The 20,741-nt window shown below is 64.2% G+C and carries 22 protein-coding genes; 12 read left to right on the top strand and 10 right to left on the bottom strand.

Going from position 1 to position 20,741, the window contains the following annotated elements:
* Nucleotides 1–89 precede the first annotated feature (89 nt).
* Entirely contained in the window at nt 90–734 is a 645-nt protein-coding gene (locus tag H3Z74_RS03325; protein WP_187762588.1) for a TetR/AcrR family transcriptional regulator, read from the bottom strand.
* Between the two features lie 118 nt (nt 735–852).
* Between H3Z74_RS03325 and H3Z74_RS03320 the strand changes: the two genes are divergently transcribed.
* From H3Z74_RS03320 to H3Z74_RS03305, 4 genes are all read left to right on the top strand, one after another.
* Entirely contained in the window at nt 853–1,989 is a 1,137-nt protein-coding gene (locus tag H3Z74_RS03320; RefSeq protein ID WP_187762587.1) for an efflux RND transporter periplasmic adaptor subunit, read from the top strand.
* A gap of 2 nt (nt 1,990–1,991) precedes the next feature.
* The gene (locus H3Z74_RS03315; protein WP_187762586.1) at nt 1,992–5,069 is read left to right on the top strand and encodes an efflux RND transporter permease subunit; all 3,078 of its coding nucleotides are present in this window, start codon (nt 1,992–1,994) and stop codon (nt 5,067–5,069) included.
* Nucleotides 5,062–6,483, top strand: a complete 1,422-nt coding sequence (locus tag H3Z74_RS03310; protein WP_187762585.1) for an efflux transporter outer membrane subunit — start codon at nt 5,062–5,064, stop codon at nt 6,481–6,483. Before H3Z74_RS03315 ends, H3Z74_RS03310 begins: the two co-directional genes overlap by 8 nt.
* Before the next feature lie 74 nt (nt 6,484–6,557).
* On the top strand, nt 6,558–7,121 hold the full coding sequence (locus H3Z74_RS03305) for a methylated-DNA--[protein]-cysteine S-methyltransferase (protein ID WP_187762584.1): 564 nt from the start codon (nt 6,558–6,560) through the stop codon (nt 7,119–7,121).
* A gap of 146 nt (nt 7,122–7,267) precedes the next feature.
* Here the strand turns inward: H3Z74_RS03305 and H3Z74_RS03300 are convergent, their stop codons facing one another.
* The gene (locus H3Z74_RS03300) at nt 7,268–8,164 is read right to left on the bottom strand and encodes a polysaccharide deacetylase family protein (RefSeq protein WP_187762583.1); all 897 of its coding nucleotides are present in this window, start codon (nt 8,162–8,164) and stop codon (nt 7,268–7,270) included.
* A 117-nt stretch (nt 8,165–8,281) separates the two neighbouring features.
* Here H3Z74_RS03300 and H3Z74_RS03295 point away from each other — a divergent pair, with 117 nt between their 5' ends.
* A complete protein-coding gene (locus H3Z74_RS03295) occupies nt 8,282–9,184 on the top strand; it encodes a LysR family transcriptional regulator (RefSeq protein ID WP_187762582.1) in 903 nt (300 codons plus the stop codon).
* A 405-nt stretch (nt 9,185–9,589) separates the two neighbouring features.
* Here H3Z74_RS03295 and H3Z74_RS03290 read toward each other — a convergent pair whose 3' ends face one another.
* Nucleotides 9,590–10,198: a TetR/AcrR family transcriptional regulator gene (locus H3Z74_RS03290; RefSeq protein ID WP_187762581.1), complete on the bottom strand. Its 609-nt coding sequence runs from the start codon at nt 10,196–10,198 to the stop codon at nt 9,590–9,592.
* Between the two features lie 75 nt (nt 10,199–10,273).
* Between H3Z74_RS03290 and H3Z74_RS03285 the strand changes: the two genes are divergently transcribed.
* Nucleotides 10,274–10,678, top strand: a complete 405-nt coding sequence (locus H3Z74_RS03285; RefSeq protein ID WP_187762580.1) for a hypothetical protein — start codon at nt 10,274–10,276, stop codon at nt 10,676–10,678.
* Here the strand turns inward: H3Z74_RS03285 and H3Z74_RS03280 are convergent.
* A complete protein-coding gene (locus H3Z74_RS03280; protein WP_187762579.1) occupies nt 10,669–11,280 on the bottom strand; it encodes a TetR/AcrR family transcriptional regulator in 612 nt (203 codons plus the stop codon). The two genes, H3Z74_RS03285 and H3Z74_RS03280, sit on opposite strands and share 10 nt — an antisense overlap.
* Before the next feature lie 80 nt (nt 11,281–11,360).
* Here H3Z74_RS03280 and H3Z74_RS03275 point away from each other — a divergent pair, with 80 nt between their 5' ends.
* Complete coding sequence (locus H3Z74_RS03275; RefSeq protein WP_187762578.1) at nt 11,361–11,978, top strand: NAD(P)H-dependent oxidoreductase; 618 nt, start codon at nt 11,361–11,363, stop codon at nt 11,976–11,978.
* 4 nt (nt 11,979–11,982) lie between these two features.
* Here the strand turns inward: H3Z74_RS03275 and H3Z74_RS03270 are convergent, their stop codons facing one another.
* Entirely contained in the window at nt 11,983–12,972 is a 990-nt protein-coding gene (locus H3Z74_RS03270; protein WP_187762577.1) for a zinc-dependent alcohol dehydrogenase family protein, read from the bottom strand.
* A gap of 102 nt (nt 12,973–13,074) precedes the next feature.
* Here H3Z74_RS03270 and H3Z74_RS03265 point away from each other — a divergent pair, with 102 nt between their 5' ends.
* Entirely contained in the window at nt 13,075–13,974 is a 900-nt protein-coding gene (locus tag H3Z74_RS03265) for a LysR family transcriptional regulator (protein WP_187762576.1), read from the top strand.
* Between the two features lie 8 nt (nt 13,975–13,982).
* On the opposite strand, the gene H3Z74_RS03260 is transcribed toward H3Z74_RS03265, so the two are convergent.
* The 3 genes from H3Z74_RS03260 to H3Z74_RS03250 are packed head-to-tail and all read right to left on the bottom strand — an operon-like array spanning nt 13,983 to nt 15,232.
* Nucleotides 13,983–14,399, bottom strand: a complete 417-nt coding sequence (locus H3Z74_RS03260) for a GFA family protein (RefSeq protein ID WP_187762575.1) — start codon at nt 14,397–14,399, stop codon at nt 13,983–13,985.
* Between the two features lie 43 nt (nt 14,400–14,442).
* Entirely contained in the window at nt 14,443–14,907 is a 465-nt protein-coding gene (locus H3Z74_RS03255; protein ID WP_187762574.1) for an SRPBCC family protein, read from the bottom strand.
* Nucleotides 14,900–15,232: an ArsR/SmtB family transcription factor gene (locus tag H3Z74_RS03250; protein ID WP_187762573.1), complete on the bottom strand. Its 333-nt coding sequence runs from the start codon at nt 15,230–15,232 to the stop codon at nt 14,900–14,902. The genes H3Z74_RS03255 and H3Z74_RS03250 overlap by 8 nt, the downstream gene beginning before the upstream one ends.
* A 114-nt stretch (nt 15,233–15,346) precedes the next feature.
* Between H3Z74_RS03250 and H3Z74_RS03245 the strand changes: the two genes are divergently transcribed.
* The 3 genes from H3Z74_RS03245 to H3Z74_RS03235 all read left to right on the top strand — a co-directional run bounded on the left by H3Z74_RS03245 (nt 15,347) and on the right by H3Z74_RS03235 (nt 18,127).
* Complete coding sequence (locus H3Z74_RS03245; protein ID WP_187762572.1) at nt 15,347–15,976, top strand: helix-turn-helix transcriptional regulator; 630 nt, start codon at nt 15,347–15,349, stop codon at nt 15,974–15,976.
* A gap of 16 nt (nt 15,977–15,992) precedes the next feature.
* Nucleotides 15,993–17,123, top strand: coding sequence for an aminotransferase class I/II-fold pyridoxal phosphate-dependent enzyme (locus H3Z74_RS03240; RefSeq protein WP_187762571.1), 1,131 nt, complete (start codon nt 15,993–15,995; stop codon nt 17,121–17,123).
* A 278-nt stretch (nt 17,124–17,401) separates the two neighbouring features.
* Complete coding sequence (locus tag H3Z74_RS03235; RefSeq protein WP_187762570.1) at nt 17,402–18,127, top strand: helix-turn-helix domain-containing protein; 726 nt, start codon at nt 17,402–17,404, stop codon at nt 18,125–18,127.
* On the opposite strand, the gene H3Z74_RS03230 is transcribed toward H3Z74_RS03235, so the two are convergent.
* Nucleotides 18,106–18,765, bottom strand: coding sequence for a class I SAM-dependent methyltransferase (locus H3Z74_RS03230; protein ID WP_187762569.1), 660 nt, complete (start codon nt 18,763–18,765; stop codon nt 18,106–18,108). The two genes, H3Z74_RS03235 and H3Z74_RS03230, sit on opposite strands and share 22 nt — an antisense overlap.
* Before the next feature lie 107 nt (nt 18,766–18,872).
* Between H3Z74_RS03230 and H3Z74_RS24815 the strand changes: the two genes are divergently transcribed.
* Nucleotides 18,873–19,154, top strand: coding sequence for a JmjC domain-containing protein (locus H3Z74_RS24815; protein ID WP_187762568.1), 282 nt, complete (start codon nt 18,873–18,875; stop codon nt 19,152–19,154).
* A 21-nt stretch (nt 19,155–19,175) separates the two neighbouring features.
* Here the strand turns inward: H3Z74_RS24815 and guaA are convergent, their stop codons facing one another.
* On the bottom strand, nt 19,176–20,741 hold the full coding sequence (gene guaA / locus H3Z74_RS03220; protein WP_187762567.1) for a glutamine-hydrolyzing GMP synthase: 1,566 nt from the start codon (nt 20,739–20,741) through the stop codon (nt 19,176–19,178).

Here is a 20,741-nt window from a genome sequence, read left to right as displayed (position 1 = left end):
GTTTTATAGAGGCAGCTCCCGATTCGGGAAGGGAGCTTTTCTTGACGCATTCGCAACGGGCCATGCGGCCGTCCGACCGTGATGGCCGGCTAATCGGGCACGGCAATCATCCGCAGGTAAAGCGCGGACAACAGGGTGGCGATCTCGTCCACGGTTCGTCCCGTCACGATCGCTTCGTCGGTTGCGCCATGCAGGCCGTGGAACATGATGACCGCGACTTCGCGTGCGTCCCTGACCGCCCAGGCGCCCGCCGCATTTCCCCCGGCCAGCAGCGCCGCCAGATCCAGCACCACCGGGATATCGCCCATCGCCTGGCGCAACGGCATTTCCGCACCGTGGAACACCACGTCATGCAGCGCGCTCATATCGAAATAGGCCATCACGGCCGCCTCGATCCATGCCTTGAGCCTGCCGTGCCAGTCGCCCGCACCGCACGCATTCACGGCTCGTTTCACCCGGGTCATGAAGGCATCGGAAAAGCGCTCGCGCAACGCCGGGATCAGGTCCGCCTTGGTCTCGAAATAATGGTAGAAAGTGCCCTTCGCGACCCCGGCCAACAAGGCGATCTCGTCGACCGTGGTGGCCTCGACGCCCTGCGTCTCGAACAGGGTACCGGCCGCGGCAAGAAGCGTCGCCCGGCGCAGATCGGCGCGACGCGGGCCGACCGGTGCGCCGGATGGCCGGGGGCGGGCACGGCCAACGCGCCCTCTGCGGACAAATCGCTCGATCGCCATCACTCCTTCCTAGCGCGTGACAATGCCGCGACGCGAGCATCTTGACGTGACGCGCATTAATTAATAATCATTCGCAATAATATTGACCATCAGTCGATTTAAACACGTCAGGATCGCAATGTCGACACTGCCCTCCCCCGATTCGCCCTTGCCCCTCACCGCCGATCGATCGCGGATTCGTCCGCTGATCCTTGCTGCGGCGGTGATCGTGCTGCTATTCGGCGGCCTCTATGCCTGGAAGGCCGCCCGCTCGGCGGCACCGGCGCAGGGGGCACCGCCGGCCACGCCGGTCGCGGCGATGGTCGTGCAGCCAGGCGATGTGCCGGCGGCGCTGGAAGCGGTCGGCTCGCTCCGGGCCGTGCGCGAAGTGATGCTGGCGCCCGAGGTTTCCGGTCGCGTCGTGGCCCTGCGCGTCACCGCCGGCGCCACGGTCGGACAAGGCGCACTACTGGTTCAGCTCTATGACGCGCCGGAGCGCGCCGACCGCGCAGCCGCTATCGCCCGCGCGAATTTCGCGTCGATCCAGCTTGCCCGGTCGCAGGAACTTGCCCCGACCGGCGCGGAGCCGCGCGAGCTGCTGCAGCAACGCCGCGCCGAACTCGACCAGGCGCGCGCCGCCGTTCAGCAGATTGACGCGCGGATCACCCAGAAACAGGTGCGTGCGCCCTTTTCCGGCCAGATCGGCATCCGCCGCGCCAATCTCGGCCAGTATCTCAACCCCGGCGACGGGATCGCGACGCTGACCAGCCTCGACCAGCTCTATGTCGATTTCACCGTGCCGCAGCAGGAATTGTCGCGCCTGCCGGTCGGCGGTGTGGTGCGCGTAACCTCTGATGCCTGGCCCGGCCGCAGCTTTACTGCGCGAGTCAATGCGATCGAACCGCGCATCGGCGAGGACACCCGCAACGTCACCGTCCAGGCGGTGATGCCCAACCCCGATCGCGCGCTGCGCCCCGGCATGTATGTCACCGCATCGCTCGACTTGCCGGCGCAGAGCGGCGCGCTGGTCGTACCTGTCTCGGCGATCCAGACCTCCGCCTCGGGCGACAGCGTGACCGTGGTCCGCGGCCCCAAGGCGCGCAGCGAAGGCAAGGCCGAGCCGGTCTCGGTCACCACTGGCCGCCGCTTCGGCGACAGCGTGATCGTCACCAGCGGCCTGAAGCCCGGCGATGTCGTCGTCACCGAAGGCCAGATCCGCGTCCAGCCCGGTGCGCAGGTCCGCATCGTCCCGGCCCGTCCGGCAAAAGGACGCTGATCATGCGCTTCACGGATCTGTTCATCCGTCGCCCGATCCTGTCGGTGGTGGTCAGCCTGCTGATCCTGCTGGTCGGCGGCGCTGCGCTGTTCCTGCTGCCGATGCGCGAATATCCGCGCATGGAAAGCGCCACGATCGTGGTCGATACCGGCTATCCCGGCGCGACCCAGGACGTGATGCAGGGCTTCGTCACCACCCCGATCGCGCAGGCGATCGCGACCGCCAACGGCATTGAATATCTCACCTCCACCTCGACTCAGGGCAAGAGCCATATTCAGGCCAAGCTGGTGCTCAACGCCAATGCCGACCGCTCGATGACCGAGGTGCTGGCCAAGATCCAGCAGGTCAAATACCGCTTGCCCACGGGCGCCAACGACCCTGTGATCACCAAGATCACCGACGGCGCATCGGGGATCCAATATGTCGCGTTCGTCAGCGACACGCTGACCATTCCGCAGATCACCGATTTCGCCACCCGCATCGCGCAGCCGCAGATCACCGCGGTGCCCGGCGTCGCCTCGGCGGAGATCGGCGGCGGGCAGACGCTGGCGATGCGCATCTGGGTCGATCCCGGCCGGCTCGCCGCGCGCGGCCTGTCGGCGAGCGATGTCTCGGCGGCGCTGCGGGCGAACAACGTCCAGGCGGCCCCCGGCCAACTCAAGGGTGCCGACACCGCGGTCAACATCACTGCGGGCACCGATCTGACCGGGATCGAGGATTTCCGCGCACTGGTAGTCAAGAGCACGCCGACCGGCCCGGTCCGGCTCGGTGACGTCGCAACGGTCGAACTTGGCGGGCAGAATTACGACAGCAAATCGGTCACCAACGGGCATCGTTCGGTGACGATCGCGATCTCGCCCACCCCCGACGCCAATCCGCTCGAGATCGTCAAGGCAGTGAACGCATTGATCCCCGGCGTACAGCGCGTCGCACCGCCCGGATTGAAAGTGTTCAGCCAGTTCGACGTCGCGCATTTCGTCAATGCGGCGATCGATGAGGTCACCCACACGCTGATCGAAGCGATCGTGATCGTGGTGATCGTGATCTTCCTGTTCCTCGGCTCGGTCCGCGCCGTGATCATTCCGGTGCTGACCATCCCCTTGTCGCTGGTCGGCACTGCGGCGCTGATGCTCGCCTTCGGCTTCTCGCTCAATCTGCTGACTCTGCTCGCCATGGTGCTGGCGATCGGGTTGGTGGTCGATGACGCGATCGTGGTGGTGGAGAATATCCACCGCCATATCGAGGAAGGCCTGTCGCCGGTACAGGCGGCACTGGTCGGCGCACGCGAGATCGTCACGCCGGTGATCGCGATGACCATCACGCTTGCCGCGGTCTATACCCCGATCGGCCTGATGGGCGGCCTGACCGGCGCGCTGTTCCGCGAATTCGCTTTCACTTTGGCCGGCGCAGTGATCGTCTCCGGCGTGGTGGCGCTGACCCTGTCACCGATGATGAGCTCATGGCTGCTGCACGGGAAATTGGCCGAAGGACGGTTCGCCAAGGCGATCGAACATCGCATGAGCCGCGTGACCCAGGGCTATGACCGGTTGCTCGGCATCACGCTTGCCGCACGGCCGGCGGTGCTCGCAGTCGGTGCCGCGGTGCTGGTGGCAATCGTCATCCTGTTCACCGGCGCGCAGCGCGAACTCGCGCCGCAGGAGGACCAGGGCTATGTCTTCGTCGCGACCAAGGCGCCGCAATATGCCAATATCGACTATACCTCGCGCTACACTGCGGATGTCGAGCGCATGTTCCGCGCCCTGCCCGACTATGTCAGCAGCTGGTTCGACAATGGCGGCAGCAGCGTCAATAACGGCTTTGGCGGGGTGATCCTCAGGGAATGGGGCGACCGCGCGGAAAACGCCGATACCGTGCAGGCGAAGCTCAATGCGCAAGGGTCGGCAATCACCGGCATTTACGCGACCGCCTTTCAGCCCGCCCCCCTGCCCGCCTCGAGCGGCGGTCTGCCGGTGCAGATGGTGCTTCGCTCGTCCGACGAATTCCCGGCAATCTATGCCGCGCTGGAGAAGATCAAGGGTGCGGCCTGGGGCAGCGGCCTGTTCGCCTTTGTCGACAGCGATCTCGCTTTCGACAGCCCGGAGGCGCGCATCACGATCGATCGCGCCAAGGCGGGCCAGGTCGGCGTGACGATGGAGGCGATCGCCGACACGCTCGCCGTGCTGGTCGGTGAGAATTACACCAACCGCTTCAACTGGCACGACCGCTCCTATGACGTGATCACCCAGGTGCCGCAGGGACAGCGGCTGACCCCCGACAGCCTGGGCCGTTTCTACGTCAAGGCGGCATCCGGCGCGCTGGTTCCGCTCTCGACGGTGGTGCGGGTCGATATGCGGCCGCAAGCCAATATGCTGCCGCAGTTCAACCAGATGAATGCGGCGACCCTGTCCGCCGTGCTGGCGCCGGGCGTCACCATGGGCCAGGCGGTCGCCTTCCTGAAATCACAGGAACTCCCGCCCGGCGCGACGGTCGACTGGCTCGCCGACAGCCGCCAATATGTCACCGAAGGCAATCGGCTGACTATCTCCTTTGCCTTTGCGCTGGTGGTGATTTTCCTGGTGCTGGCCGCGCAGTTCGAAAGCTTCCGCGACCCGCTGGTCATCCTGGTCACGGTGCCGCTGGCGGTGTGCGGTGCGCTGGTGCCGCTCTATCTCGGCTATGCGACACTCAACATCTATACCCAGATCGGCCTGGTGACGCTGATCGGCCTGATCTCGAAACACGGCATCCTGATGGTGACCTTTGCCAACGAAATCCAGAAGCATGACGGGCTCGACCGGGTCGCCGCGATCCGCCGCGCCGCCGCGGTGCGGATGCGACCGGTGCTGATGACCACTGCGGCAATGGTCGCCGGCCTGTTGCCGCTGCTGTTCGCCGCCGGCGCCGGTGCGGCAAGCCGCTTCGCGATCGGCATCGTCGTGGTGATGGGCATGCTGATCGGCACCCTGTTCACGCTGTTCGTCCTGCCGACGGTCTACAGCCTGATCGCGCGCGATCACCGTGCCGAGGCGATAAGTGCGCGCGAGCGCGAACTGGCAGCAGCAGAGGTGGCCCATGCGTAAGATCATCCTGGCCCTGCCGCTGCTGACGGCGGCCTGCGCAGTCGGCCCCAATTACATCGCGCCGCCGTCGCCGGTGGCCGCGGCCGGGCCTTTCGTCACCAATCCCGCCGGCGTCGATGCCGGCGCGGCGCTGCCCGATGACTGGTGGCGGCTCTATAACGACCCGGTGCTCGACAGCCTGATCCGCCAGGCATTCGCGGCGAATACCGATTTGCGCGTCGCGGTCGCCAATCTGGCGCGGGCACGCGCCATCGTCGGCGAAGCGCGGTCGGCGCGTCTTCCCGGCACCAATGTCTCGGGAGGCGTCTCCTATGGCGACGCCATTCAGGGCGGTGGCGGTCAGGCAGGCGGTGAGCAGCAAGGTGGGGGGCAACAGGGCCAGCAATTTTCCTATAATGCCGGCTTGTCGATCGCCTGGGAGGCCGATCTGTTCGGCCGGGTTGGCCGCACCATCGAGGCGGCGCGCACCGACGCTCAGGCGATCGAAGCCGTGCGCGACAGCGTGCGGGCGACCGTCGCGGCGGAAACGACGCGCGCCTATCTCGATGCCTGTGCCTTTGGCGATGCCGCGGCAATCGCGCATGCCTCGCTCAAGACCGCCGAGGATGGCCTGCGCGTCGTGACGGCGCAGGAAAAGGCCGGGTCAGTCGGCAAATTCGATGTCGAGCGTTCAGCGACCACTGTCGCCAATGCGCGTGCGGCGATCGCGCCATTCGAGGGCCGGCGCCGCGTTGCCCTGTTCGAACTCGCCGCATTGATGGGCGAAACGCCGTCGGGAATTCCGGCGGCAGCGGCAGCCTGTGTCCAGGTACCGACGCCGATCGCGGCGCTGCCGGTCGGTGACGGCGCGGCTTTGCTGCGACGCCGCCCCGATGTTCGCGAAGCCGAACGGCGGCTGGCCGGCGATACCGCACGGATCGGGGTCGCAACCGCTGACCTGTTCCCGCGTGTCACGCTGGGCGGATCGGGCAATTTCTTCCGCAACGATGACGTGAAGGGCAGCAATTCCTTCTCCTTCTCGCTCGGACCGTTGCTGTCATGGAGCTTCCCCAACATGACCGTCGCGCGGTCGCGCATCGCTCAGGCAAAGGCGCAGGGCGACGCGTCACTCGCCGCTTTCGACGGAACGGTGCTGACCGCACTCAAGGAAACCGAACAGGCGCTGGCCAGCTATGCGGCCGAAGGTGACCGCAACAAGGCGCTGGCGGAGGCCAGGAATCGGGCGGAGAATGCCTATCGCATGGCCCAGGCACGCTATCGCTCCGGCTCGATTTCGCTGCTCGACACGCTGGTCTCGCAACGCGACCTGATCGATGCGCGTGCGGCGCTGGCGCAATCCACGCAGCAGTTGAGCTCGGCCCGGGTCGATCTGTTCAAGGCACTGGGAGGAGGCTGGCAGGCGCCGGCGGGCTGACGATACTCACCGGGCTTGACACGCCAGGCGTTGCGCACGAACCGGGAACGGACTCAGCGCCGCGGGAGCCAGCCATGGACGGGAATGGGCATCATTATCTGATCTTCGCAACTGCCGCCGGCTATTGCGCCATTGCGTGGAATCAGGTCGGCATCACCCGCTTCCAGCTTCCGGACTCAAGTGCGGAGGCGGCCGAGCGCAATGTGCTGCGCCGCCTCCCCCGTGCCGAGCGCGGCATCGCCTCGCCGAAACTGCTCGATCTGGTCGCTACGGTGAAGCGCTATTTCGAGGGTGAGGAGATCGACTTTTCCGGCGTCACGCTCGACATCGGCGAGCAGGAGGCGTTTTTCGAGCAGATTTATGCCGCCGCGCGACAGGTCGGCTGGGGCCAGACCACCACCTATGGCACGCTGGCGAAGGAACTTGGCGCCGGCCCGGAAGCCGCCCGCGATGTCGGCCAGGCGATGGCGAGAAATCCGGTGCCGCTGATCATCCCGTGCCACCGCGTGCTGGCGGCCGGCGGCAAGGTCGGCGGATTCTCGGCGCCGGGCGGCTCGGTGGCGAAAGCGCATATGCTTGAGCTGGAAGGCGTGCATCTCGGGCCGCCGCCGCCGGCGCAACAATCGTTCGATCTCTAGCATGGGATGACATTTGATTGAGCCACCCGGTTATTCCCGCGAAAGCGGGAACCCGCTTCTTCTGCTCAGTGCGGGGCAAGGCAGCGGGATACCCGCTTTCGCGGGTATGACTGACAAGAGTTACCTGAACTTATTGGCTCCAGCCTTCACCCGGCGGGCTGACTCGATCGATACCAGTCGGCAATCTGGCTGCCCGTCGCCAGCCAGACATCCTCGCGCGACGTGATATGCGCGAGCGCCCGGTCGAAATGCTTGCTGCGATGCGGATGGCCGATCAGGAAGGGGTGGAGGCAGATCGACATGACCCGCCCGGTGGTCAGGCCATCCTCGTACAGCACATCGAACTGATCGCGGATCGCCTGGGCAAACGCCTCGCCACTCTGCCCCTGTTCGAGGAAGGCAGTATAATCGTTGAGCTCGACCGAATATGGCAGCGACAGCATCGATCCGCTCGCCACGCGCATCGGATAGGGCTGCTCGTCATTCACCCAGTTGGCGACGTAATCGATCCCGGCCGCCGCCAGCACATCCAGCGAGCGATGCGATTCCGTCAGCCCCGGGCTGAGCCAGCCACGCGGCCGGGTGCCGGTGACGCCGCTGATCGTCTCGATCACGGTGGTGACCAGTTCCCGCTCCTCCCCTTCGCTCTGGCTGTTGATCATGGTGGAATTGTTGGTGCCGTGCCCCATCCATTCCCAGCCCAGCGCCTGGCCGCCCTCGATGATGCGCGGATAGTGCTCGCAGACATCGGAATTGAGCGCGACCGTCCCCTTCACGCCGTGCCGTTCCATCACCTCCATCAGCCGCCAGATTCCGACCCGCGCACCATAATCGCGCCAGGAATAATTCAGCACGTCGGGCACGAAACCGGTGGTCGACTGAATGATCGAGCTGGACGGCCGGTCGAACAGGAAATGTTCGATATTCGGGATCACCCACACCGCCACCCGCGCCCCGTTCGGCCAGCGCAACGGCGGGCGATCGACAATGGCGGAATAGGGAAAGCGATCATGCAGTTGTGGCGCGGCTGGCAATGGCGACATGGGATTCGTCCTTCGGGTTCTCCGTACGGCCACTCAGATAGATCGCCGAAGAATAAAGGAGAATTGCGCTTCAGTTCCGATTATATCGGACATATACGTCCGCAATAGGAGGCGCGCATGGACAATCTCGGCTCGCTGACGGCCTTCGTCCAGGCGGCCGAAGCGCGCAGCTTCACGGCGGCCGGACGACGTCTCGGCGTGTCCTCATCCGCGATCGGCAAGGCGGTCGCCCGACTGGAAGAGCGGCTCGGCGTGCGCTTGCTGCATCGATCGACGCGAACCATCACCCTGACGCCGGAGGGCGCGCGCTTCCTCGACCGCTGCCGGCGGATCTTCAGCGAGATCGAAGCCGCCGAGCAGGAGATCGCCCGCACTCAGGAAGCGCCACGCGGGCGGCTGCGCGTCAGCTTGCCGCTCGCCGGCATGCTGATGATGCCGACGCTCAGTGCGTTCATGCATGCCTATCCCGAGATCGAGCTCGACCTGGATTTCACTGACCGGCTTGTCGATGTGATCGACGAAGGGTTCGATGCCGTCATTCGCGCCGGCGAGATCGCCGATTCACGCTTGATGACTCGCCTGCTCGGCAGCTTTCGGCTGCTCCTTGTCGCTGCCCCCGCCTATCTCGCCAGGCGTGGCATCCCCGAACGGCCGGAAGCCCTGATCGATCATGCCTGTCTGCAACATCGCTTCGCGACCAGCGGCAAGTTCGAGCGCTGGCCGCTCAAGGCCGGGGATATCGACCTGCCGGCAAGCGCGATCGTCAATACGATCGAACCGCTGATCTATATGGCAGAGCAAGGGCTCGGCATTGCCTGCCTGCCTGACTTCGCCATTCGCGATCAGCTCGATCGGGGCATATTGGTGACCATACTCGACGCGCATGTCGAGCATGAGGGCCTGTTCCGGATCCTCTGGCCATCGAGCCGCCATCTCTCCCCAAAGCTGCGCGTCTTTGTCGACTTCATGAGCGATCGGCTCTTCGCGGCACACACTGGAAAATACCATATAAGTAATTGATATTTAACAATATTATTTACACTTAGAGCGAATGGTGGCGGCAAGATATGGTACATTACTGGTGTAACATATCTCCCGCTGCGTGCTCCGTCGGCCCGGTCATGCAGTTCCGCAGCGGAGGAAGGATATGGTACATTCCCGGTGTAACATATCTCCCGCTGCGCGCTCCGTCAGCCCGGTCACGCAGCTCCGCAGCGGCGGCAAGATATGGTACATTCCCGGTGTAACATATCTCTCGCTGTCAGCCCTTTCTGCCCGGTCGCTCAGCTCCGTGGCCAGCGGCGATTCAAGCATCACGCAGGATCGGGCAGACCATCTTCTGCCGAACCTATGCCGGCGCGCTCTTTCTTATTGTCGGAAAAACAGCATTGCCACGGCGCCGCCGAGCAAAGCCCTTGCGCGTAATCAGATCGGCGCGATCCGATCGATCGCCGCGCCAGCCGCATCCTTGATCATGGCGCAGGCCGCCTCTGGCGACCGCGCCGGGATCAGCATCCGGAACATGGCAAAGCTGGTGAGCGCGAAAATCAGGTCGACCGCTTCGCGCTGCGCAACTGGCAACGCGGCAGGCGCGATGCGCGAGACCAGCACATCGAGAGCTTTTCGCCGGCGTTCATGACGCTCGGCCAGCGCCTGAGCGAATTCGGGATCGAGCGCAGTCGCGTCCTGAAGCCGCGCAACCGCGGGATCGCCGTTCCAGAAGTCGCAGAAGATCTCGATCAGCCGGCCGAGCCCGCGCCTGGGGTTGGTATCGGCCATGGCTTCGCTCAATCGGGTCAGCCGCCCACGTTGCGCGACGTCGTCGAACACCGCCTCCAGCAACCCGCGTCGCGAACCAAACTGATGATAGACGGTCAGCCGCGTCACGCCCGCCGCCTTGGCCACCGCGTCCAGCGAGAAACCGGCAATGTCTTCCGCTTCGCGAAGCAGGTCGGCGGCAGCCTGAATCACACGCTCGCGCTTCTCGGCCGCAGCCGCGGTGCGCACGGGACTGACATAGGAACGCGTCGTCATCACTGCCTCTTGGAATTCTACTATACAGTCTGTATATATAATTTAGCATAAACCCAGCCTGGCCGGAGTCATGACATGCAGCATATGTTGATGATAGCTTTGTCCCTTCACATTCTCGCCGCCGTCTTCTGGGCGGGCTCGACCTTCACGCTCGCGCGCAGCGGCGGCGTCGGGGCCGAACAATTGTTTCGCCCGCAAATGGGCGCCGCAACCGTCGCCGTGCTGTCGGGCATCTATCTCTGGCACTGCGTTCATGAAGGGAGTTTCGGTGCGGCAGAGGCATGGCTGGCGGCCGGTGCCGTCTGCGCCCTCATTGCCGCCGCGGTGCAGGGACTGGGCATCGGTTCGGCGGTCAGCGCGTTGCGCAAGGCCGGCGGCGGCGATCCGGCCGCACGGTCGCGCATTGCTGTCGCCTGCCGGCTCGCGGCAGTCCTGCTTGCGGTCACCACGGTGACGATGGCCGCATCGCGCTACGCCTGACGCGCCCCACGCTCGCTTCTGGCAACCATCGCAACGATCGTTTCGAACAGCTCGTCCCGCGCCTCAACCGCGGTGATCTCCCCGGTCGCCGCGGCATGGGACAGCGCCTCGGCCGCGCCGAGCATCGCCCAGAGGCCCGGCGAGGCGATGGTCCCGCCGCCGACAAAGGGCGCGAGAACGATCCGGCATTTCTCGATGAACCCCGCCTCATAGTCGCGCTTGATCCGCTCAAGCTCCGGCGAACTCGCCAATGCCGCGATCACGCCGGGAATCTCCCGCCCCTGCAGGAGCACGCATTCGACATAGGAAGACGCAATCACCGCCGCTTTGCTCGTCAAGGTTGGCTCGCTGGCGGCGAGCGCGGCATCCATCAACGCCGTCTGGCGCGCGTCGAATTCCCGGTACAACGCCGCCAGCAGCCCGCCGCGCGTGCCGAAATGGTCATAGACCACTGGCTTGGTGACGCCGGATTGCTCGGCAAGCCGGCCGAGCGTCAGCGCCTCAGTCCCTTCATCGCGGATCAGCCGCCACGCCGTGTCGAGCAGCTGGCGATGCCGGTCTTCGCGCGGCAGGCGCCGGCGTGGCGGATCATTGCTTGACATCATAATATACCAAAGGTAACTTACTAAAGGTATATTAGACTAGGCCGGTCGACCGCGATCGGCAAGCAGGAGTATCCGCCATGCACGCGCTCATCGTCGTCGCTCATCCCGATCCGGGCTCGCTCAGCCATGGTGTCGCCGCGCATGTCGCGCAGGGCGTGGCGCAGTCCAGCCCTGATCACTCGTTCGAAATCGCCGACCTGATGGCGGAAGGGTTTGACCCACGCTTCACCGCAGCCGACCTCGCGGTGCATCGGCGCGAGGCACCGCCCCCCGCCGATGTCGTGGCGGAACAGGCGCGGATCGATCGCGCCGATGCGCTGGTGCTGGTCTTTCCAGTCTATTGGTGGTCGATGCCGGCGCTGCTCAAGGGTTGGATCGACCGGGTATTCGCCAATGGCTGGGCGTTCGATTTCAGCCTGGACCAGGCGCTGGAGAAGAAACTCGGCAAGCTTCGTGTTCATTTGATCGGTGTCGGCGGCGCTGATGCGGGAACCTATGGCCGGCATGGCTATGCCGGCGCGATGGCGACCCAGATCGACCATGGGATCTTCGACTATTGCGGCGCCTGCGTGGCCACATCGGAATTGCTGCTCGATTCGGAAACGAGTGATCCCGCCGTTCATCTCAGGACCGCTCGCGCCGTTGGCCACACCCTGTTCGACCTGCCCGAACAATGCGTGGCCAGGGCCGCCTGATCGGTCAGATCGTCACGACGATCTTGCCGAACTGCTCGTTCGATTCGAGATAGCGATGCGCCTCGACGATCTGGTCGAAGGGGAAGGTCCTGGCGATGACCGGCTTGAGCGCTCCGGCCGCCAGGCCATCGAGGATGAACGCCTTCGCAGCCGTCAGCCGCGCTGGATCGCCGAGGATTTCGTGAACCAGATACCCGCGCAGCGTCAGGCTCTTGCCCAGCACGGTAAACAACGGGAACGGCGTCGGCACCAAGCTCAGGCCGCCATATTCGATCAGAATGCCGCCCGATGACATCGCCGCCGTCAGCGGCTCGAATATCGGGCCACCGACCGGGTCGAACACGACCCGCGCGCCGTCAGGACCGGTAATTTCTCTCAGTCGCGCTTCCAGATCTTCCTCGGACGCGGCGATGACATGGGTCGCGCCAGCCTCAAGCAACGCCGGTTTCTTGGCCGAAGTGCGAGTGACCGCGATGGCGGTGGCGCCAACCCGATTGGCGATCTGGATCGCGGCGATCCCGACGCTGCTCGACGCCGCGGTGATCACGACAAAGTCTCCGCCGCCGAGCCCGGCCACGTCGATCAGCGCACCATATGCAGTGAGATAGGGCATCCACAGCGCCGCCGCTTCTTCCCAGCCAAGCGATGGCGGGTGCCTGACGACGAGACTGGCGGGATAGGTGATCAGCTCGCCATAAGCGGGCCAGCGCACCATCGACACGGGCGGGACGACACTGACGGCATCGCCGGGTGCGACTCCCTCAACGCCCTCGCCTGTTGCCTCGACCACGCCCGACGCCTCGAGGCCAAGGCCGGACGGCAATGTCGGGTTCTCGATATAAGTGCCCGCGCGCAGCAAGGCCTCCGCCCGGTTGAGGCCCAGCGCCCTGACGCGAATTTGCACTTCGCCCGGACCGGGTGGCGGGACATCTACAGTCTCGATCCGCAAGACCTCGGGACCACCATAATCGTGAAAGCGAACTACGCGCGCCATTGGGGCAACTCCAAAACAACTGAACTGAATCAGCTATGATCCGGAAGGCTCACTGGATAAATGACGCCGAAGACTAAACAGTAGAAACCAGGAGTTCCGAATATGGATCGCCTCACCAGCATGGCGGTGTTCATTAAAGCGGTTGATCTGGGGTCGTTCGCCGCCACCGCAGAGGCACTCGACCTGTCCGGGCCGATGGTCGGCAAACATGTCCGGTTTCTCGAACAGCGTCTCGGCGTACGTCTCCTCAACCGCACCACGCGGCGCCAGAATCTGACGGATTTCGGACGCGCTTATTATGAGCGCTGCCGGGTGATCCTCGCCGAAGCAGAGGCGGCGGACGCGCTGGCGGCCGACCAGCTGTCCGAACCGCGCGGGAAACTGCGCGTCACCATGCCGGTGCATTTCGGGCGACGCTGCGTCGCCCCGATCCTGCTGGAACTGGCGCGACGCTATCCGGCGCTGGAGCTCGACCTGTCGATGAACGACCGCTTCGCCGACCTTGCCGAGGACGACTATGATCTCGCCATCCGCACCGGCGAGCTGGAGGACAAGCCGGGGCTGATCGCACGCCGTGTCGCACGCCAGCGCATGATCGTGTGCGCATCGCCATCCTACCTCGATCGGCATGGCATGCCACAACGGCTGGAAGACCTCGGCAGCCACGCCGCGATCATCTACCGCCGCTCCGGCGGGGTCCGCCCCTGGCTGTTTCCGCAAGGCGATCAGCCACCGATCGAAGTCATGCCATCGGGCCGGCTGCGGCTCGACGACCTCGACGCCATCGCCGATGCGGCCGTCACCGGCATGGGGCTCGCCTGGCTGCCGTCCTGGTTGGTCCGCGACCGCCTCCAGGCGGGCACATTGTTGCAGCTTCTACCGGAGCAGCCGGAATTTCCGTACGATTGCTATGCGCTGTGGCTGCAGACGCCGCACCTGCCGCTGAAAGTCCGCCTTGCCGTCGACGCGTTGGCGGCGGCTCTGCCCAAAGTCATGGACTGAGAGGCCACCTACATGGGCGGCATCGTGTCGAACTTGGGCAGCGCCGGGTCAAGTTGATCCCAAGCATGCCCCCGGACGGCATAGGTCACCATTTGCGGTGTGTATCGGCCCGGATCGTCAAGGCTCGCGGCGTGGATGGTGAACAGATCGGGCATCGCCGAGAAGGTCAGATAGACCGGTGAACCGCAAGTGGGACAAAAGCTGCGCGTCTTCACATTGCCGCTGTCGCCGACCAGGTCCCAATGCGTCGCCTCGCCGGTGAGTGCCACATCACCGCGCTGCGCAAAGGTCAGATAGGATCCATGCCCGGTGCCGCTCTTGTGCTGGCAGTCGCGGCACTGGCAATGGTTCGAAACCATCGGCTCGGCCAAGATTTCATAACGGACTGCGCCGCACGCGCAGCCACCGGTGTAGGCGTCGCTCATCTTCTCTCTCCTGGGGTGAATTTTGGCTCCGCCGGGTCGGCGCTTATTCGGGTTCGCCGGCGATCGTGCCGACATTGCGGATCACGCCCTTCCAGCCATTGCTCATGCTGGCGAACGCGGAATCGTTCCTGGGCGTCACAAAGCCGGAATGGACCAGACGAAGCCGCGTCCCGCCCTCCGCCGGCGACAGCGTCAGCGACACCATAGTGTCGAGCTTCGATCCATAGCCGCTATTGCCCTCATCCCCACCCTTCCAGGCAAAGACGAGACATTCATTGGGGATCGCTTCCAGTACTTCGCAGCGAATACGGCCATCCCAAGCGCCAGCCGGCGTGGTCTGAAAGGTGAACTGCGTGCCCTTCACCGGTTCGAACCCAGTCGGCACCATCAACCAGCGGCCCATCAGCTCGCCACTGGCCAAGGTCTTCCACAGTTTCTCCGGTGCATGCGGAAAAATCTCATCGACCACGATCTCCTGCGTGTCGGATTTCTGCAAAATGTCACTCATCATCGATTTCCTTCAAAAGCGTGCGGAGGTTGGTGAAGCGCTCGCGCCAGAAGACGCCGTAATGCCGCATCCACTCGGCCAGCGGCGCGAGCCCGTCGGGCTGAGCGCGATAATAGACTTTCCGCCCTTCCGGCCGCTCGACCACCAGGCCAGCCAGTTTCAGCGATTTGAGATGCTGCGAGATCGCGCCCTGCGTCACGCCGCTACCCTCGGTCAGTTCAGCCACGCTGATCTCGTCAGTGCTGACCACCCGTTCGAACACGGCGCGCCGGGTCGGGTCGGCGAGCGTGCGCATGATGGCGTCGATGGAGGCGGCTTCAGTCATGCGAATCAATTAGTGTGTGCTAATTGATTAGTCAACACTAATTAGTTAAGCGAGCGAACGATACATTTAGTCTCACAATTGGACATTAAGTCTCAATCGCTTTAGCATCACCCGATGACCAGTTTGGAATCCTTCATTCCCGTCGCCGACGCGATCGCCATGGTGTTCCAGCCGCATGTGGAGGCGGTCATCCACGATCTCGCCAAGGGAACCGTGCATCATGTCGCGGGCGCCCTGTCCGGCCGTGCGCCGCTCGATGACTCGCTGACCGAGCTCGGCGATATCGAGACCCTCGATCGGCCGGTGATCGGCCCCTATCCCAAGACCAACTGGGATGGGCGGAGGCTGAAATCGATCACCGCCGTCCTGCCCGGCACGGACAAGCAGCCGATTGGACTGCTGTGCATCAATGTCGACGTGTCGATGATGGAAACGCTGCGGGCGCTGACACGAGACTTTCTCTCCTTCCAGAAAACCGACGCACGCCCCGCCGCCCTTTTCCACCACGACTGGCGGGAGGAAATCAATGAACGGGTCGGGCATTTCGTCTCGATCCACCGCGCCACGCCTGGTGCGTTGAGTTCGGGCCAGCGCCTGACGCTGATCGCCGAACTCGACAGCCGCGGATTGTTCGATGTGCGCTCCGCCGTACCGTATATCGCGCAACTCCTGAACATATCGCGGGCCACGCTCTACAAGGCGCTGAAAGCCGTGCGCGACAATATGCCGACATCACCCCACTAGCCCGCCGAGGACCACCATGCCCGCCCTGCAGGATTTCCGGCTCGAAACCTATTTCTCCAAATGGGAGTTCGAGGCGCGCTTCCACCTCACCGCCTCGGACGCGCAAAGCATGACGCTGCGGGAATTGCTCGACATGGCGAATCCGCAGGATGCCGCCGCCTTCGACGCGATGTGGCTCGGCTATACCGAGACGTTCGGCGCGGCGGATCTGCGGGCGGAGATCGCGGGCACCTATGACGAGCGTACGGCTGACGACATTCTATGCTTCGCCGGCGCCGAGGAAGGACTCTACATAGCGGCCAATGTCCTGCTCACGCGCGGCGACCATGCGATCGTGGTGACTCCCAATTATCAGGCGGCCGAGACCGTGCCGCTATCGATTTGCGAGGTAACCGGCGTGCCGCTCGATCCGGCGTCCGGCTGGGATCTCGATCTCGACCGGGTCGCCGCGGCGATCCGGCCCAGCACCAGGCTCATCTCGATCAACTTTCCACACAACCCGACCGGCCGCATCATCGCGCGCGAGACGCTCGATGGCCTGATCGCGCTGTGTCGCCGGCACGGCATCTGGCTGTTCAGCGATGAAGTCTATCGCCTGCTCGGCCCCGACAGCGACCGGCATCTGCCTCAGGTCGCCGACCTCTACGAGCGCGGTCTGTCGCTCAACGTGATGTCGAAGGCCTATGGCTTGCCCGGGCTGCGCATCGGGTGGATCGCCTGTGCCGACCGCGAGTTACTCGTCCGCATGGAGCGGATGAAGCATTATCTGTCGATCTGCAATTCGGGACCGAGCGAACGCCTGGCAGTCATTGCGCTGCGGGCACGAGACGGCATTCTGTCACGCAACAACGCATTGGTGCGCGACAATCTCGCGCTGTTCGACACCTTTTTCGGCGATCACCGGAATTTGTTCGAATGGACTCGCCCCGATGGCGGATGCGTGGGCTATCCGCGCTGGACCGGACCGGGCTCGGTCGACGCGTTCGCCACGCGACTGGTCGAGGAAGCTGGAGTGCTGGTGCTGCCGTCGAACATCTACCGGTCCGATCTCGGGCCGACACCGACCGATCGTTTCCGGGTCGGCTTCGGCCGCGCCGGCCTGTCCGAGGGTCTAACCGCCTTTCGCGATCATCTTGCCCAATTCTGATCTGGACGACGCCCCCTTCCCGGTTCGACGCGATCGAGCGATTTTCCGCCGCGGCCCAAAGCATCCCGGGCCAAGGCCGTACGCCAGCGCTATCTGGCTGACGCAGACACCGAACTTCTTGCCGACAGCGCTGGGCGACTGCGGAAGACAACTATCTGACGACAGGTGAATGACTTTCGACGCAATGGCCTTAGGCGCTGACGGAAAATCGGATCTTCGCCAGGCTCCGGGCGCTGGCGCTATTTGCTGCTCCTCACGCAAATACCTAGATCGGCGCCATGGATTGGGATGGAAAAACCATACTCGGTGATGGCTGGGCCGCCTATGAGGGCCCGACTGCGGATTCCAGACCGCACCGACACCTCGCGATTCAACTGGCGATCGGCCTGAACGAACCGGTCGCGGTCACAGGCGATCACGGCACGTTTGTGGGGCCCGCCATTCTGGTGCGGGCCGGCGCGCGACATCGGCTCGCGTCAATTCCCGGCGGCGTCCGGTGCATCTTTGTGGAGGTGGATAGCCATGTCGGCCATGCTTGGCAGTCGGTAACGAGTGACGATGATATCCTCCAGGCTCCCTCGCACCTCGCGCATGGGTTCCGGCAGACCGAGGATATTGCGGCAGCAATGGCTCGTTTGACGAAAGCCTGTGCGGGCCGCGTGTTCGACGATCGTCTCGCCGGAGCGCTCGCCGCCCTCGCGGAAGATCCAGGCGGATCGGGCGCCATCGGTCGCGCTGCCATGACGGCCAGGGTTTCGGTATCATGCCTGCGCGCCCTGGCCGCCAAGGCCTTGATGGCGCCGCTGGCCCAATGGCGATTATGGCGCATGCTCGCAAAAGCAGCCGACATCATCGCGGCCGGCCAATCCCTGGCCGACGCGGCGGCCGGTGCGGGGTTCAGCGATCAAGCGCACATGACCAGAATCATGGGCCGTTTTTTCGGCATCACCCCGCGCGTGGCCGCGACGTCACTGCGTAAGGGTCATGGCTTTCGCGCAGTGTAGAGCGAGATCGACCCCGTCGGCGTTGGGACGACCCGGTCCTCCACAATCTGGGCGAAACCTGCCTCCGCGATCAACTGCGGCAACATTCCCCGAGCGTTCTGACCAGTTGTCTTGAAGCCATCGATCGCCTGTACCAGCAGAAACGACGCCCTCATCCCGAGGGTGCGTTGACGCCCGTAATCGGCGATGAACAGATGACCTCCTGGCCGCAGGATATTGCCCATGACACGAAGCATGGCTCGTTTCATGGGAAGATCGCAATGATGGAGAACCAGGCTCGAAACCACTTTGGTCGCCGATCCGTCCGCGACAACCTCCCCGGCTCGGTCACCCATGGCCTGATGCCAGTCGATCGCCATTCCCAAAGTTTCGGCCTTGGCTCTGGCGATCGCGAGCACCTGGGGATCCGGATCGATTCCGACAAGCCTGCAGCCAGGTGCCCGCCGCTTCAATTCTATGCAAAGAGTGCCGGTTCCAGCACCGAAGTCGACGATCGAATCTTCCCCGGAGGGCGCTATCAAATCCGCCAGTGCCGACCGCCAGCGGCGTTCCCGGCTCATGACTGCAACCACTCGGTCGTAACTGCCTGTCAGGCTTGATTTGCCCAGGGCTGGTATGAATTTCTGATCTGCGTGCATGACGTATCCTCTGCGCTGCGTGAACTGCAGCAGCGGAATCCCACGCCCATATGTGTGCGTCTTGAACGTTTCGCCGAGCCACGTGCAACTCTCCGGCGAAAGCGCCGGTGGATATCGACCGATACTGGGGGGTTCACCGCATTGTGGAAGTCGGACCGGGCGACCTGCTCTACATCCCGCGAGGCACCCCGCACATGGCGGTATCGCTATCCGTATCGCTGCACCTCTCGATCCTGTTCACGCCGCGGGGACCAAGGTCTCCGATCCCGCATGATCAAGTGCTTCATGCACCACGTTCGCTAAATGCGGGTGCGCTAGCCGCAACAGCGAGGGGGGCGCCAATCCACTCGGCATGTCTCAGAAGCTGCGCGGAAGCGGGACAGCAGTGAAAATCGCCGCCATTGTATCCCCTACTCCCACTCGATGGTGCCCGGCGGCTTCGACGTATAGTCGTAGGTGACGCGGTTGATGCCCTTGACTTCGTTGACGATCCGCGTCGCCACGCGCGGCAGGAAATCGCCGGGAAACTGGTAGGCGGCGGCGGTCATACCATCGGTCGAGGTCACGGCGCGCAGCGCGAGGACGAAGTCATAGGTCCGCCCGTCGCCCATCACCCCAACCGTTCGCACCGGCAGCAACACAGCGAAGGCCTGCCAGATCGCATCATACAGCCCGGCATTGCGAATCTCCTCGAGATAGATCGCATCGGCTTTGCGCAAAATGTCGCAGCGCTCGCGCGTCACCTCGCCGGGAATGCGTATCGCGAGCCCGGGTCCGGGGAAGGGGTGCCGTCCGACGAACGCATCGGTCAGGCCAAGCTCGCGGCCCAAGGCGCGCACCTCGTCCTTGAACAACTCGCGCAGCGGCTCGACCAGCTTCATGTTCATGCGTTCGGGCAAGCCGCCGACATTGTGGTGGCTCTTGATCGTCACCGACGGGCCGCCGGTGAAGCTGACGCTCTCGATCACGTCCGGGTACAGTGTGCCCTGGGCGAGGAACGCCGCGCCGCCGATCTTCTTCGCCTCCGCCTCGAACACGTCGATAAAGGTCGCGCCAATGAACTTGCGCTTGGCTTCGGGGTCGGTGACGCCGGTCAGGCCATTCATGAACAGCGCCTCGGCGTTCACATGAACCAGCGGAATATTATAGTGATTGCGGAACAGGCCGACGACCTGGTCGGCCTCCCCCGCGCGGAGCAGACCATGATCGACGAAGACACAGGTCAACTGATCGCCGATCGCCTCATGGATCAATACCGCGGCGACCGATGAATCGACCCCGCCGGACAATCCACAGATCACCCGGCCGGTACCGACCTGCTTACGGATTTCCTCGATCTTGGCGGCACGGAAGCCAGCCATCGTCCAGTCGCCATTCAAGCCGCAGACATGGCGCACGAAATTGCAGATCAGCTTGGCCCCGTCGGGGGTGTGCACCACCTCCGGGTGGAACTGCATCGCATAATAGCGCCGATCGTCATCGGCGATCACAGCGAACGGCGCACCGGGGCTTGCCGCGACCGGACGAAAGCCAGGCGCAAGCGCGGTCACCTTGTCGCCATGGCTCATCCATACCTGATGGCTTTCACCCTCGGTCCACAAGCCGTCGAACAACGAACAACGGTCGCTGACCTCGATCACGGCATGGCCGAACTCTCCACTGTCGCCCAGTGTGACGATGCCGCCGAGCTGCGCCATCAATACTTGCTGGCCGTAACAGATACCGAGGATCGGCAGGCCGCTGTCGAGAATGACCTGCGGCACGCGCGGGCTGTCGGCATCAAGCACCGAGGCCGGGCTGCCCGACAGGATGATGCCCCTGGGCTGCATCCGCTCGAACGCCGCTTCGGCGGACTGGAACGGCGCGATTTCGCTATAGACCCCCGCTTCGCGCACGCGGCGCGCGATGAGCTGGGTCACCTGGCTGCCGAAATCGACGATGAGGATTGAGTCGGGGTTGTGCGAAGCCTGTGTCAT

The sequence above is a fragment of the Sphingomonas alpina genome (assembly GCF_014490665.1).
GTDB lineage: Bacteria > Pseudomonadota > Alphaproteobacteria > Sphingomonadales > Sphingomonadaceae > Sphingomonas > Sphingomonas alpina.
This window is presented reverse-complemented; position numbering and strand designations above follow the sequence as displayed.